This window comes from Streptomyces sp. NPDC048473, from assembly GCF_043200155.1.
Classification (GTDB): Bacteria; Actinomycetota; Actinomycetes; order Streptomycetales; family Streptomycetaceae; genus Streptomyces.
In genome coordinates, this window is sequence record NZ_JBICXE010000007.1 from 327,624 (window position 1) to 340,656 (window position 13,033).

Consider the following 13,033-nt stretch of genomic DNA (forward strand, 5'->3'; position numbering starts at 1 on the left):
AGCTTCCGTGAAAGGTGCCATTCGTGTCGCAGGACGAACAGAGAACGGGAGGCCGGGGGGATCTGCCGGTGACGGCGGACCTCCCCGGTGACCCGGCCCGGGACCGGCACCCCACGACCGACCGGGTGGTGTTCGGGGTCACCGCCGTCCTCACTCTCGCCTTCGTGGTCTGGGGAGCCACCGCCACCGACTCGCTGGAAGACGTCTCCAGCTCCATGCTCAACGGGCTGATCCACAACGGTGGTTGGGCCTTCATGCTCGCCGCGTCCGGCTTCGTGGTCTTCGCTCTGTGGCTGGCCATCAGCCGCTACGGGAAGATCGCCCTCGGCCAGGAGGGGGAGGAGCCCGAATTCCACACCGTGTCCTGGGTCGCCATGATGTTCAGCGCCGGTATGGGCATCGGCCTGATGTTCTACGGAGTCAGCGAGCCGCTCGCCCACTTCAGCAGCCCACCGCCCGGCACCCACCCCGCCGACGCGGCCGAAGCGATGCAGACGGCAATGGCAACGACCCTGTTCCACTGGACGCTGCACCCCTGGGCGATCTACGCCGTGGTCGGCCTGGCCATCGCGTACAGCACGTTCCGGCGCCGCAGAAGGCAGACGATCAGCGCCGTCTTCGAGCCGCTCATCGGTTCCCGGCACGCCCATGGCGGTCTCGGCCGGCTGATCGACATCCTCGCCATCTTCGCCACCCTCTTCGGCTCCGCCGCATCACTGGGCCTCGGCGCCCTCCAGATCGGCAGCGGCTTCCATGAGCTGCACTGGAAGGAGAAGACCGGCACCGGGCTCCTGGTCCTGATCATCGGGGTGCTGACCGTCGCGTTCGTCGTCTCGGCGATCTCCGGCGTGGAGAGGGGCATCCAGTGGCTCTCCAACACCAATATGGTGCTCGCCCTGATCCTCGCCGTCTTCGTCTTCATCGCGGGCCCCACCATCATCGTGCTCGACCTCCTGCCCACTTCGATCGCCGCCTACTTCGGCAATCTGGCCCAGCTCGCCGGGCGCACCGAGGCGACCGGCAAGGGCGAGGTGGCCGAGTGGCTCGGCAACTGGACCGTCTTCTACTGGGCCTGGTGGATCTCCTGGACGCCGTTCGTGGGCATGTTCATCGCCCGCATCAGCCGCGGCCGGACGATCCGGCAGTTCATCGGTGGGGTCATCCTGGTGCCCAGCACCGTCAGCCTGGTCTGGTTCGCGATCTTCGGCGGTACGGCGATCAACCTGCAGGAGGCCGGCAGGCTCGGCACCGCCGTGACCCAGGAGGCCCAGCTCTTCGGAGTGCTCCAGCAGTTCCCGATCGCCACGGCGATGAGCCTGCTGGTCATGATCCTGGTCGGCATCTTCTTCGTCTCGGGCGCGGACGCAGCCTCCATCGTGATGGGCACGCTCTCCCAGAAGGGCATCCTCGAACCGGCCAAGTGGGTCGTCGTCTTCTGGGGCGTGGTCACCGGCGCGGTGGCGGCGATCATGCTGCTCATCGGCAACGGCAAGGGCGATGCGCTCGCCGGACTGCAGAACCTGACGATTCTCGTGGCCGCGCCGTTCACCTTCGTGATGATCGGCATGTGCGTGGCGCTGATGCGGGACCTGCGCCAGGACCCAATGATCGTGCGACGCGAGTTCGGCGTGGAAGCCGTCGAATCCGCGGTCATCGAAGGCCATGCGAAGTACGCCGGAGACTTCGAGATCCGGATCGGCCCGGGCGGCAGCCGGATCACCACCGGACTCCACGAGGACCAGGGGCCGGGACCGGGCCCGTCGGGCCCATCGGGCCCATCGGGCCCGCAGGACGACTGACGACGCCCGCCGCCCGACCGCAGAGCCCGCCCGAGGGTGCGGCCCCGGCCCGGTCGCCTGCGCCCGCACCCCCGACCGCAGAGCCCGCCCGAGGGTGCGGCCCCGGCCCGGTCGCCTGCGCCCGCACCCCCGACCGCAGAGCCCGCGCACGAGCGGCGGCTCGGTGGCCCGGTCCCGCCGGCCCCACCACCCGGGCCCGCACCCGCTCTGCGAAGCCTGACCGGCCGGGCTGCTCCGCTCTCCCCGGCCGCCGATTAGGATCGACACCCTGATGACTGCCACTCTCGTCGCCAAAGACCTCGCCGCCGGACACGGCGACCGCACACTCTTCGCCGGGCTCGACCTCGTTGTCGCGCCCGGTGACGTGATCGGTCTCGTCGGAGTCAACGGCGCCGGTAAATCGTCCCTGCTCCGGCTGCTCGCCGGACTCGACCGGCCGGAGGAGGGCGAGCTGCGGCTCTCCCCGCCCACCGCCACTGTCGGCCACCTCCCACAGGAGCCCGAGCGGCGTCCGCAGGAGACCGTGCGGGAGTTCCTGGCCCGCCGCACCGGCGTCGCCGACGCCCAGACCGCGATGGACGCCGCGACGCAGGCCCTCGTCGACGGGGCGCCGGGCGCGGACGACGCGTACTCCGAGACGCTGGAACGCTGGCTGGCTCTCGGCGGCGCGGACCTGGACGAGCGCGCCGAAGAGGTCGCCGCCGACCTCGGACTGACCGTCGGCCTCGACCTGCCGATGGCCGGACTCTCCGGAGGCCAGGCAGCCCGCGCGGGCCTGGCCTCTCTCCTGCTCTCCCGCTACGACATCTTCCTGCTCGACGAGCCCACCAACGATCTCGACCTGGACGGCCTGGAGCGTCTTGAGCGCTACGTCTCCGGGCTGCGCGCGGGCACGGTCGTCATCAGCCACGACCGCGAATTCCTGATGCGTACGGTCACCAAGGTCCTCGAACTGGACCTGGCCCAGCAGCAGATCAACCTCTACGGCGGCGGGTACGCGGCCTATCTGGAGGAGCGCGAGAGGGCTCGCAGGCACGCCCGTGAGGAGTTCGAGGAGTACGCCGACAAGCGCTCCGCCCTCGAAGGCCGCGCGCAGATGCAGCGCGGCTGGATGGACAAGGGCGTCAAGAATGCCCGCCGCAAGGCCACCGACAACGACAAGGTCGGCCGCAAGTTCCGCAGCGAGTCGAGCGAGAAGCAGGCCGCGAAGGCCCGGCAGACCCAGCGCATGATCGAACGGCTCGATGTCGTCGACGAGCCGCGCAAGGAATGGGAGCTGCGGATGGAGATCGCCGCCGCACCCCGCTCCGGCTCGGTCGTGGCAACCTTGCGCGAAGCCCAGGTCGTACGCGGCGACTTCAGCTTCGGCCCGGCATCCCTGCAGATCGACTGGGCGGACCGGGTCGCCATCACCGGGGCCAACGGAGCGGGCAAGTCCACCCTCCTCGCCGCACTCCTGGGCCGCCTGCCGCTGGATGCCGGCCACGCGACGCTCGGCTCGGGCGTGGTGGTCGGAGAGGTCGACCAGGCACGCAAGCTGTTCCACGGCTCGGAGTCGCTCCTGGAGGCGTTCTGCGCGGCCGTCCCCGACACCGAACCGGCCGAAGTCCGCACGCTGCTCGCCAAGTTCGGCCTGCGGGCGGACCATGTGATGCGTCCCGCGACGACACTCTCGCCCGGCGAACGCACGAGGGCGGCGCTCGCCCTGCTCCAGGGCAGGGGCGTCAACCTCCTCGTCCTCGACGAGCCGACGAACCATCTCGATCTGCCCGCGATCGAGCAGCTGGAATCGGCGCTGGAGTCGTACACGGGGACGCTGCTGCTGGTCACGCACGACCGCCGAATGCTGGAAGCGGTACGGACGACGCGGCGCGTCGAGGTGGTGGACGGCAAGGTGAAGGAGCTCTGAGGGTCTGCCGGGATTTCCCGCCCAGGACGGGCAACTCAGGCCCGCTCGGGCGTGAATTTTCCGGCCCCTCCGGCGTTTGAGGAGCGGGGTCCGGGGCGGAGCCCCGGTTCAGGGAAGGGCGGGGAAGGGACAGCCCCGCACAGCGGACCGCACCCCACCCCACCCGCCCCGACGTCAGCCCCTCTTGCCGCCCTGCTTCGGATCCGTCAGCCCGGCCCGCCGAAGCGCATCCGCCATCGCACTGTTCACCGGCGCCGGCGCCGGACGAGCAGAGCCGCCTCCGCCGCCGCGCCGGTCACGGTCCTGACCGCCCTGACCCTGCCGCTGCCGCGGCGGCCGGCCACCCTGGCCACCGCCCTGGCCGCCGCGCTCGCCGCCGCGCTCCCGCCTCGGCCCGCCGCCCTGGCTCCCCGCCCCCGCCGACGCCTCGTCGTCCAGTCGCAGCGTCAACGAGATCCGCTTCCGCGGAATATCGACATCCATGACCTTGACCTTCACGATGTCGCCCGGCTTCACGACATCCCGCGGGTCCTTCACGAACGTGTGCGACATCGCCGACACATGCACCAGGCCGTCCTGGTGCACGCCGATGTCCACGAACGCACCGAACGCCGCGACATTGGTGACAACGCCCTCCAGCACCATCCCGGACGCCAGATCGCCGATCTTCTCGACGCCCTCCTTGAAGGTGGCCGTCTTGAACGCCGGACGCGGGTCGCGCCCCGGCTTCTCCAGCTCCTTCAGGATGTCCGTGACGGTCGGCAGACCGAACTTCTCGTCCACGAAGTCGTCGGCCCGCAACGACCGCAGCACACTCGTGTTGCCGATCAGCGAGGCCACGTCACTGCCCGTCCGCTTCACCATCGCCCGCACCACCGGGTACGCCTCCGGGTGCACGCTCGACACGTCCAGCGGGTCGTCGCCCCGGATGCGAAGGAAGCCCGCGCACTGCTCGTACGCCTTCGGGCCCAGCCGCGCCACATCCTTGAGCGCCTTGCGTGACGTGAACGGCCCGTTCGCATCACGGTGCGCGACGATGTTCTCGGCGAGCCCCGAGCCGATGCCCGAGACCCGCGAAAGCAGCGGCGCCGACGCGGTGTTGACGTCGACACCGACACCGTTCACACAGTCCTCGACGACGGCGTCCAGCGAGCGCGACAGCTTCACCTCGGACAGGTCGTGCTGGTACTGGCCGACCCCGATCGACTTCGGGTCGATCTTCACCAGCTCTGCGAGGGGGTCCTGCAGCCGCCGCGCGATCGAGACGGCGCCGCGCAACGACACGTCCATGTCGGGGAGTTCCTGCGAGGCGAAGGCCGAAGCCGAGTACACCGAGGCGCCCGCCTCCGAAACCATCACCTTGGTGAGCTTCAACTCGGGGTGCTTGTCGATGAGATCACCGGCGAGTTTGTCCGTCTCGCGGGACGCCGTACCGTTGCCGATCGCGATCAGGTCGACGTCGTGGGCCTTCGCCAGCTGCTCCAGCTTGGCCAGCGACTGGTCCCACTTGTTCGCCGGGACGTGCGGGTGGATGACATCCGTCGCGACGACCTTGCCGGTCGCATCGACGATGGCGACCTTCACACCCGTACGGAAACCGGGGTCGAGCCCCAGAGTGGCCCGCGTCCCGGCCGGCGCGGCAAGCAGCAGATCGCGCAGGTTCGACGCGAAGACGCGTACCGCCTCGTCCTCCGCCGCCGTACGCAGCCGCAGCCGCAGATCGATGCCGAGGTGCACCAGGATCCGGGTCCGCCAGGCCCAGCGCACGGTGTCGCCGAGCCACTTGTCGCCGGGGCGGCCGCGGTCGCCGACCCCGAAGCGCCGGGCGACCATGTTCTCGTATGCCGAAGGGCCGGGCGTCTCGGACGGCTCCTCCGGCTCCAGGACCAGGTCGAGCACGTCCTCCTTCTCGCCCCGCAGCATCGCGAGCACCCGGTGCGAGGGCAGCGCGGTGAACGGCTCCGCGAAGTCGAAGTAGTCGGCGAACTTCGCCCCGGCCTCCTCCTTGCCGTCCCGCACCTTGGCGGCCAGCCGCCCGCGCGACCACATGCGCTCACGCAGCTCACCGATCAGATCGGCGTCCTCCGAGAAACGTTCGGTGAGGATGGCGCGGGCTCCCTCCAGCGCGGCCGCACCGTCCGCCACGCCCTTGTCGGCGTCGACGAAGGCGGCGGCAGCGGCGAGGGGTTCCGCCGACGGGTTGCCGAGCAGGCCGTCGGCGAGCGGTTCGAGCCCCGCCTCCCTAGCGATCTGCGCCTTCGTGCGCCGCTTGGGCTTGAACGGCAGATAGATGTCCTCAAGACGCGCCTTGGTGTCGGCGGCCCGGATCTGCGCCTCCAGCGCCTCGTCCAGCTTGCCCTGCTCGCGTACCGAGTCGAGGATCGCCGTACGACGGTCCTCCAGTTCCCGCAGATACCGCAGCCGCTCCTCCAGCGTGCGCAGCTGCGCATCGTCGAGCATTTCGGTCGCTTCCTTGCGGTAGCGCGCGATGAACGGCACGGTCGACCCGCCGTCGAGCAGCTCGACGGCCGCCTTCACCTGCCGCTCACGTACGCCGAGCTCCTCGGCGATCCTGCCTTCGATGGACGTCGTCACGGTTCTACCGACTCGCCTTCTCGTACTGGCTGTACTGGCTGTGCTTACCGGGGCGGAGCCCCTTCGCCTGCATTGTGCCGGGTGGCCGGGCGCCGTGTCGCCCGACCGCCCCAGTTGCCCGCCGGTCGGCGCACTCAGCCCTTGCCGATCAGATCGGCCGGGAACGCGCCTGCCGAGGCCGCCGTGAGCAGGAACCCGCGCGCCAGCTCGGTCAGCCGCTCCACACCGTCCGTGCCCAGATGCTCGTACGGGGCCAGGTCCATCCGGTCCGTGGCGTCCTCCAGATCCGCCCGCAGTGCGATACCCGCCTCCGTCAACTCGCCCTCGCCGTCCAGGAGTCCGCGCCCACGCAGCCGCTCGGACGCCTCCTCCCAGTCGCTGCGGCGCCAGCCGCGCGTGGCGAGGATCCAGCGCGGGGACATTCCCTTGCCGGTCGCGGTGTGGCTGACCAGGGCCTCCACCGGGTCGAGACCGGCTGCGAGGAGAGCTGCGAGATGGCCGTCGCCGCGGTGTTCGCGCAGGAGTGTCGCCGCGTGCCAGTACGCCAGGTGCGGCTGCTCGGGCACCGGAAGATCGGCGTGTGCGGCGTAGAGCGGCCGGGCGTGTCGGGTGCACGCCTCGGCGGCGCGGAGCGCCAGTCCGGCCGCCTCTGCCAGTTCGGGGGAGGCGATGATCTCCTCGCCCAGCAGGCGGCGCAGCGTGGAGTCGGCGGCGCGCAGCCGGGCGTCCAGGACCGCCTGCGGCGAGGCGACGGACCACACGGCGGGCAGGTGCCGGGCGACGAGGTCGTGGTTGAAGTTGTAGAAGGCCGCGGTGACCGTGCCGGGGCCGACGGCGCCCAGCGCCGCCCCGCGCGCGGCGAAGTACGCGGCGTTCGAGTCGTCGATGCCGAGCTCCCCGAGCTCCTTGCCGAGGTCGGGGGAGAAGTAGACCGTCGAGTGCAACGGGTTGATGGCGTTGTGGCAGCGGCGTCCGGCGCGCGGCGGCAGAGTACTCATACGAGCACGTTACCGACTGGTCGGTACGTCCCGTAACCCCGGGGCGACGCTCAATCGGCGCGAGCCTCGACATGGCAGAAAAGGTGGGCTTTTCGTCATTGCAGCCATGCTCCCGGTTGCCCAGGATGGCAGTCATGACGCAGCGATCCGTACTCGTCGTCCTCTTCGACGGTGTCCAGAGCCTCGATGTGACCGGCCCGGTGGAGGTCTTCGCCGGGGCCTCCCACTTCCCCGGGGCCGGGTACGAACTGCGCACCGCCTCCCTCGACGGCGCCCCGGTCCGTACCAGCAGTGGCCTGACCCTGGTCCCGGACGGCAGCCTCGCCGACGCCGAACCGCCGCACACCCTTCTCGTCCCCGGCGGCCAGGGCACCCGTACCCCCGATCCGGCCCTCATCGAATGGCTGCGGGACCATGCCCCGCATGCCGAACGGCTCGTCTCCGTCTGTACCGGCGCGCTGCTGCTGGCCGAGGCCGGACTGCTGGACGGGCACCGGGTGACCACGCACTGGATGGTCTGCGAGCACCTCGCCCGCAGCTACCCGGCCGTCGAGGTCGACCCGGATCCGATCTTCGTACGCGACGGCAGGCTGGCGACCTCCGCCGGAGTCACCGCCGGCATCGACCTCGCCCTCGCACTCGTCGAGGAGGACCACGGCCGGGACATCGCGCTCACCGTCGCCCGCCACCTGGTGGTCTTTCTGCGCAGACCCGGGAACCAGGCCCAGTTCAGTGCCCAGCTCACCGCCCAGACAGCCCGGCGCGAACCGCTGCGCGAGGTCCAGCACTGGATCACCGAGCACCCCGGCGACGATCTCTCCGTCGAGGCGCTCGCCGCCCGCGCCCGCCTCTCGCCCCGCCACTTCGCCCGCGCCTTCCAGGCCGAGACGGGCCTCACACCCGGCCGTTACGTCGACCGGGTACGCCTCGAACACGCCCGTCGGCTGCTGGAGGACACCACCGACGGCGTCAGCGGCATATCGCGCGCCTGCGGCTACGGCACCCCGGAGGCCATGCGGCGCGCGTTCATCAAGGCCCTGGGCACGGCACCCGCCGAATACCGCCGACGCTTCCGTACCCAGCCTTCCATCGACTGACCGACCTGCCACCTACCGACGACCGACCGAAAGGAACCCCATGCAGATCGCCATCGTCCTCTTCGACCGCTTCACCTCACTCGACGCCGTGGGCCCCTACGAAATGCTCGCCCGCACCCCCGGCGCCGAGACCGTGTTCGTCGCCGAACGGACCGGACCCGTGCGCAACGACAACGGCAGCCTCGCGCTCGTCGCCGACAAGACCTTCGCCGACGTACCGGCACCGGATGTGGTGGTCGTCCCCGGCGGCCCCGGCCAGAGCGACCAGATGGAGAACGAGGCGCTGCTCGGCTGGCTGCGCACGGCCGACGCCACCAGCACCTGGACCACCTCCGTCTGCACCGGTTCGCTGCTCCTCGCCGCGGCCGGACTGCTGACGGGCCGGCGCGCCACCTCGCACTGGCTCGCGCTGGACTTCCTGAAGGACTTCGGCGCCGAGCCGACCGGTGAACGCGTCGTCATCGACGGCAAGTACGTCACGGCAGCAGGCGTGTCCTCCGGCATCGACATGGGACTCACCCTGCTCGGCCGGATCGCGGACGACGAGCACGCCATGGCCGTACAGCTGCTGACCGAGTACGACCCCCAGCCGCCGTACGACGCGGGTTCACCGGCGAAGGCCCCGGCGGCACTTGTCGAGGAGTTCCGCGCCAAGAGCCGCTTCATCCTTGAGCAGTAGCCGCGGGGGCGTCACGACCCCGTCGTCCAGGTGAAGCGCGGCGCGCGCCGCTCCAGGAACGCGGCGACACCCTCCGCGGTGTCGCCGCTGCACCGCGCTTGCTCCGCCCAGTACACGTCCCGGTCCTCGCGCCCCGTGGCGAACTCCTTCGCCGCAGCCTGCGTCAGCTGCGAGCGCTCTGCCAGGGTCCGTACGTACGAGTCGACCCGCTTGTCCAGTTCACCGGCCGGCAGCACCTCATCCACCAGACCGGTCCGCAGTGCCCGTGCGGTGCCGATCAGCTCGCCGGAGAACAGCAGATGCTTCGCGGCGGCCGGGCCGATCAGCGCCACCAGCCGCCGGGTCGACGACGCGGCGTACACGATCCCGAGCTTGGCCGGTGTCACGCCGAACGACGCGCCCTCCTCGGCGAACCGCAGATCGCAGGCGGCCGCGAGCTGGCTGCCGCCGCCCACGCAGTAGCCGCGGACCGCCGCCAGCGTCGGCTTGGGAAACGCTGCGAGGGCCTCCTCGGCCGCCACGGCGAGCGCCTGCGGACCGCCCTGCGCATCCCGCAGCGAGGAGATGTCCGCTCCGGCACAGAAGGTGTCCCCGGCGCCCGTCAGTACCAGCACCCGGACCGCCGGGTCGGCGGCCAGCCGCTCCAGCAGACCGGGCAGCGCGCTCCACATAGCGGGCGTCATCGCATTGCGTTTGGCGGCGTTGCTGATGACGACAGTGGCGGCACCGTCCGCGACGGTGTGCTCCAGCCGGGGCTCGGTACGGTCCATGGGCCGGATGCTATCCGTATGGTTCGAACCTATGATCAAGAAGGGGTCGCCGAACAGGCACGCACCGTGAGGGGCTTCCCGTGGCCGATTCCGCAGCCGAGGGCAAGAAGCTGAGCCGCAGTTTCGGCCGGCTGGCGCTGCTCGGCACCCTTCTCGTCGTGGCAGGTCTGGTGGGCCTCGTCTACACCGGCGTCGCGACGCCCACCTCGATGCTCCTCTTCGGCTGGACGCTGCTGCAAGGAGCCTTCGGCCTGCTGCTGGGGCTGCTGGTGCTCTTCGACCGGCCGCACAGCAGCCTTTACGTACTCGGCCCGTTTTTCTCGCCGGCGCTGCTCTTCGACGGGCTCGGCCTGATTGCGATCGGGGTCGGCGGCCGCCGTATCGTCTCCCTGGTCTCGGATCAACGGGTGACCGGAGAACTGCCGGACACGCCCACCGGGGAGGATCAGAATCGGTCCAAGAGTTGATGCTTCCGAGCTTATCCGGTCAAAACCTGTCGATAGAAGTCGACTTTTGAGCAGTCGTACGGTCCGGACCAACTACGCCCCGCACTCTGTACTCGACGTGCAGTCACCACCGAGTCGAGAGCGGGTACCGGACTATGGAGAGCCGCGGGAGTGTCCCCGCCCGGCCCGTGTCGTACGAGGGAGTCTGGCGGTTCACCGCCCCGGCCGTGGACGTCTCCGTACCGCAGGCCAGGCACGCCGTACGCGATCTGCTGAACCGCCAGGGCGTGCCGGTGGCCGACGACATCGCCGACGGCCTGCTGCTCATCGTCTCCGAGCTGGTCACCAATGCCGTGAAGCATGCCGCGCTGCTCTCGCCGGAGCTCGCCGTCGAGGTGGCCGTCGGCGCGGAATGGGTCAGGGTGTCCGTCGAGGACAACCATCCCTACCGTCCGACGGCCCTGGAGACGGACTACGCGCAGACCGGCGGGCGCGGCCTGCTGCTGGTCCGGGAGATCACCCGGGAAGCGGGCGGCGCCTGCGATGTGGAACACACCGCAGGCGGCGGAAAGATCATCTGGGCGGCGCTGCCGCTGAGCCCGCAGCTCTGACGGTGCCGTCCGCCCGCTACCAGCCGGCGGACGGTCCGGTCAGCTCCCTGATCGCCGGCCGTGCGGCATCCAGCACCGTCATGAACCAGGCCGAGAACGGCGCCCGGGCATGCCGCTCGGCCAGCTCGTCGGCCGTCACGAACGCGGTCTCGCCGACCTCCTCCGGGTCCGGGTGCAACCGGTCCTGCGCCATTCCCACGAAAAGATGGTTGAACTCCTGCTCCACCAGGCCGGAGGCCGGGTCGGGGTGGTTGTAGCGGACCGTGCCCGCCTCGGCCAGCAGGGAGGGCGAGACCCCCAGCTCCTCGTACGTACGCCGGGCGGCGGCGGCGAAGGGCGCCTCACCCGGGTAGGGGTGCCCGCAGCAGGTGTTCGACCAGACACCGGGGGAGTGGTACTTGCCGGACGCGCGGCGCTGCAGCAGCAGCCTGCCCTGCTCGTCGAAGAGGAACACCGAGAAGGCCCGGTGCAGTTGACCGGGCGGCTGATGGGCGGCGAGCTTCTCCGCCGTACCGATGGTGGTGCCGTTCTCATCGACCAGTTCGAGCATGATCGCTTCTGCTGTGCCGTTCGACGAGCTGTTCGCCGCGGTGGCTGGTGTGGTCGGCATACCCATCCTTCGCTATGGTCCCGGCCCCGTGCGCCGGTCCCGTCGAGTCTGCTCAAGTCTGCCGCACAAAAGCCGCTTGTCCGTACTTCGGGTCCTGGCATGTCCGGCCCCACCGCACCACGGAGCGCGGCGGGGCCGGACGGCACGTCAGACGCCGAAGGCCGCCGGGTACCGGATCGTGCCCTGCGGCACCGGCGCGGAGCCGTCGAGCACCAGGGCCATCATCGCTTCGTCCCGGACGTCGAAGCCGGGCCGGATCCCGTACCGGGACGCCGGCACGAAACCGAACTTCGGGCAGTACTCGGGATGACCGAGCACCAGGACGAGCGGCTCGCCCCGCAGCCGGGCCGCGTCGAGCACGGCCCGCACCACGGCCTGTCCGGCACCCTGCCGCTGACGGTCCGGGGCCGTCGCCACCGGGGCCAGCGCGAGCGCCGGCGCGTCCCCGACCCGGCACCGGGTCAGCAGCGCGTACGCCGCGATGTCGCCGTCCGGGCCGTCCAGCGCGACGTACCCGAGGCCGGGCAGCCAGGCCGCCGGATCGGTGCGCAGCGCGTCGACGAGAGCGGCTTCGTCCGGCGTCGGGAACGCGGCGGCGTTGACCGCGTGCACGGCCGCCGCGTCCGACGCCGTCTCCGGCCGGGTCGTCCAGCGGGGGTCGGCGGGGCGCAGTACGTAGCCGGCGTAGCCGTACTCCGTACCGTGGTCGCGCCGCATGGCCAGCTCCTCGCGGGTCGCCGCGAGCGCCCACTCCATGCCGGGAGCCGACGCGTCGGCTCCCGCGACGCGCTCTGCGAGCGGGATGTAGTACTCGTCCCAGTCGCTGTCGGGCTGCACCCGCACCCCGAGCACGTGGTAGCCGGCCGCCACGGCCGCCGCGGCGTTGGCCGCCACGGGGCGCAGCGACGTCTCCTGCTCCCAGAAGACGCGGGCCTCGTCCGTCGGCGCGTCCGTCGTCCAGACGCACTCGCTGACGACGAGGGAGCCGCCCGGGGCGAGCAGCCGCTTCCAGTCACGCAGCGCGGTGTCGAAACCGATGATGTACGCGGACCCCTCGGCCCAGACGAGATCGAACGACCCGTCCGGGAAGCCGGGGCCGGAGAGCTCGGCCATGTCGGCCCGGACCGTACGGATGCGGTCGCCGAGCCCGCGGGCTCCGGCCGCCTCGCGCAGTTCGTCGAGGAACGGCTCGTGGAGATCGACGGCGGTCACCTCTGCGCCCGCCTCGGCGGCGAGCAGCAGTGCGGCGCGGCCGGGCCCGCAGCCCAGATCCAGGACGCGCGGACGGCGCGGCAACGGGCCGGTGAGCTCCAGCAGCTGCCGGGTGGTGGCATCGGAGCCGGGGCTCTGCCGGGGCAGGTTGTGGTGCAGGGAGAAGAACGCCTCGGAACGGACGGCGTGATCGTTGTCGGTCAACGTGGGAAACCCTTGGGTGTGAGGGCTCCGGCCAACGTGTCGACCCGGTGCGAGTCGGGGTGCTAGCCGAGAACCCGGGAGATGAAGAAGGACCGGATGCTGC

General features: G+C 70.9%; 11 protein-coding genes. 6 read left to right on the top strand and 5 right to left on the bottom strand.

Annotation, left to right across the window (positions count from 1 at the left end; translation table 11 throughout):
• Nucleotides 1-23: 23 nt before the first annotated feature.
• Nucleotides 24-1,799 (top strand): BCCT family transporter, encoded by a 1,776-nt coding sequence (locus ACGFU7_RS15875; RefSeq protein WP_393696111.1) that lies wholly within the window; start codon nt 24-26, stop codon nt 1,797-1,799.
• A 271-nt stretch (nt 1,800-2,070) separates the two neighbouring features.
• Nucleotides 2,071-3,708, top strand: coding sequence for an ABC-F family ATP-binding cassette domain-containing protein (locus tag ACGFU7_RS15880; protein WP_393696113.1), 1,638 nt, complete (start codon nt 2,071-2,073; stop codon nt 3,706-3,708).
• Between the two features lie 174 nt (nt 3,709-3,882).
• On the opposite strand, the gene ACGFU7_RS15885 is transcribed toward ACGFU7_RS15880, so the two are convergent.
• Both ACGFU7_RS15885 and ACGFU7_RS15890 read right to left on the bottom strand, forming a co-directional pair.
• On the bottom strand, nt 3,883-6,303 hold the full coding sequence (locus ACGFU7_RS15885) for a Tex family protein (protein WP_393696115.1): 2,421 nt from the start codon (nt 6,301-6,303) through the stop codon (nt 3,883-3,885).
• A 134-nt stretch (nt 6,304-6,437) separates the two neighbouring features.
• Complete coding sequence (locus tag ACGFU7_RS15890; protein ID WP_393696117.1) at nt 6,438-7,301, bottom strand: hypothetical protein; 864 nt, start codon at nt 7,299-7,301, stop codon at nt 6,438-6,440.
• A gap of 134 nt (nt 7,302-7,435) precedes the next feature.
• Between ACGFU7_RS15890 and ACGFU7_RS15895 the strand changes: the two genes are divergently transcribed.
• Nucleotides 7,436-8,398, top strand: coding sequence for a GlxA family transcriptional regulator (locus ACGFU7_RS15895; protein ID WP_393696119.1), 963 nt, complete (start codon nt 7,436-7,438; stop codon nt 8,396-8,398).
• A 40-nt stretch (nt 8,399-8,438) separates the two neighbouring features.
• Nucleotides 8,439-9,077 carry a DJ-1/PfpI family protein gene (locus ACGFU7_RS15900; RefSeq protein WP_393696121.1) on the top strand — a complete coding sequence of 213 codons (639 nt, stop codon included), beginning with the start codon at nt 8,439-8,441 and terminating at the stop codon, nt 9,075-9,077.
• Between the two features lie 11 nt (nt 9,078-9,088).
• Here the strand turns inward: ACGFU7_RS15900 and ACGFU7_RS15905 are convergent, their stop codons facing one another.
• Nucleotides 9,089-9,847, bottom strand: a complete 759-nt coding sequence (locus ACGFU7_RS15905; RefSeq protein WP_393696123.1) for an enoyl-CoA hydratase/isomerase family protein — start codon at nt 9,845-9,847, stop codon at nt 9,089-9,091.
• Nucleotides 9,848-9,927: 80 nt separating this feature from the next.
• Between ACGFU7_RS15905 and ACGFU7_RS15910 the strand changes: the two genes are divergently transcribed.
• The gene (locus ACGFU7_RS15910; RefSeq protein WP_393696125.1) at nt 9,928-10,314 is read left to right on the top strand and encodes a hypothetical protein; all 387 of its coding nucleotides are present in this window, start codon (nt 9,928-9,930) and stop codon (nt 10,312-10,314) included.
• A 134-nt stretch (nt 10,315-10,448) separates the two neighbouring features.
• The gene (locus tag ACGFU7_RS15915) at nt 10,449-10,904 is read left to right on the top strand and encodes an ATP-binding protein (protein ID WP_393696127.1); all 456 of its coding nucleotides are present in this window, start codon (nt 10,449-10,451) and stop codon (nt 10,902-10,904) included.
• A 16-nt stretch (nt 10,905-10,920) separates the two neighbouring features.
• On the opposite strand, the gene idi is transcribed toward ACGFU7_RS15915, so the two are convergent.
• A complete protein-coding gene (idi, locus tag ACGFU7_RS15920) occupies nt 10,921-11,514 on the bottom strand; it encodes an isopentenyl-diphosphate Delta-isomerase (protein ID WP_393696129.1) in 594 nt (197 codons plus the stop codon).
• Nucleotides 11,515-11,661: 147 nt separating this feature from the next.
• Entirely contained in the window at nt 11,662-12,930 is a 1,269-nt protein-coding gene (locus tag ACGFU7_RS15925; RefSeq protein ID WP_393696131.1) for a bifunctional class I SAM-dependent methyltransferase/N-acetyltransferase, read from the bottom strand.
• Nucleotides 12,931-13,033 lie beyond the last annotated feature (103 nt).

What these genes read in the sequence shown, in the direction of transcription:
- idi (WP_393696129.1), bottom strand. Translation starts at nt 11,514, where the DNA reads ATGCCGACCACACCAGCCACCGCGGCGAACAGCTCGTCGAACGGCACA.
- ACGFU7_RS15895 (WP_393696119.1), top strand. Translation starts at nt 7,436, where the DNA reads ATGACGCAGCGATCCGTACTCGTCGTCCTCTTCGACGGTGTCCAGAGC.
- ACGFU7_RS15915 (WP_393696127.1), top strand. Translation starts at nt 10,449, where the DNA reads ATGGAGAGCCGCGGGAGTGTCCCCGCCCGGCCCGTGTCGTACGAGGGA.
- ACGFU7_RS15880 (WP_393696113.1), top strand. Translation starts at nt 2,071, where the DNA reads ATGACTGCCACTCTCGTCGCCAAAGACCTCGCCGCCGGACACGGCGAC.
- ACGFU7_RS15890 (WP_393696117.1), bottom strand. Translation starts at nt 7,301, where the DNA reads ATGAGTACTCTGCCGCCGCGCGCCGGACGCCGCTGCCACAACGCCATC.
- ACGFU7_RS15900 (WP_393696121.1), top strand. Translation starts at nt 8,439, where the DNA reads ATGCAGATCGCCATCGTCCTCTTCGACCGCTTCACCTCACTCGACGCC.
- ACGFU7_RS15905 (WP_393696123.1), bottom strand. Translation starts at nt 9,847, where the DNA reads ATGGACCGTACCGAGCCCCGGCTGGAGCACACCGTCGCGGACGGTGCC.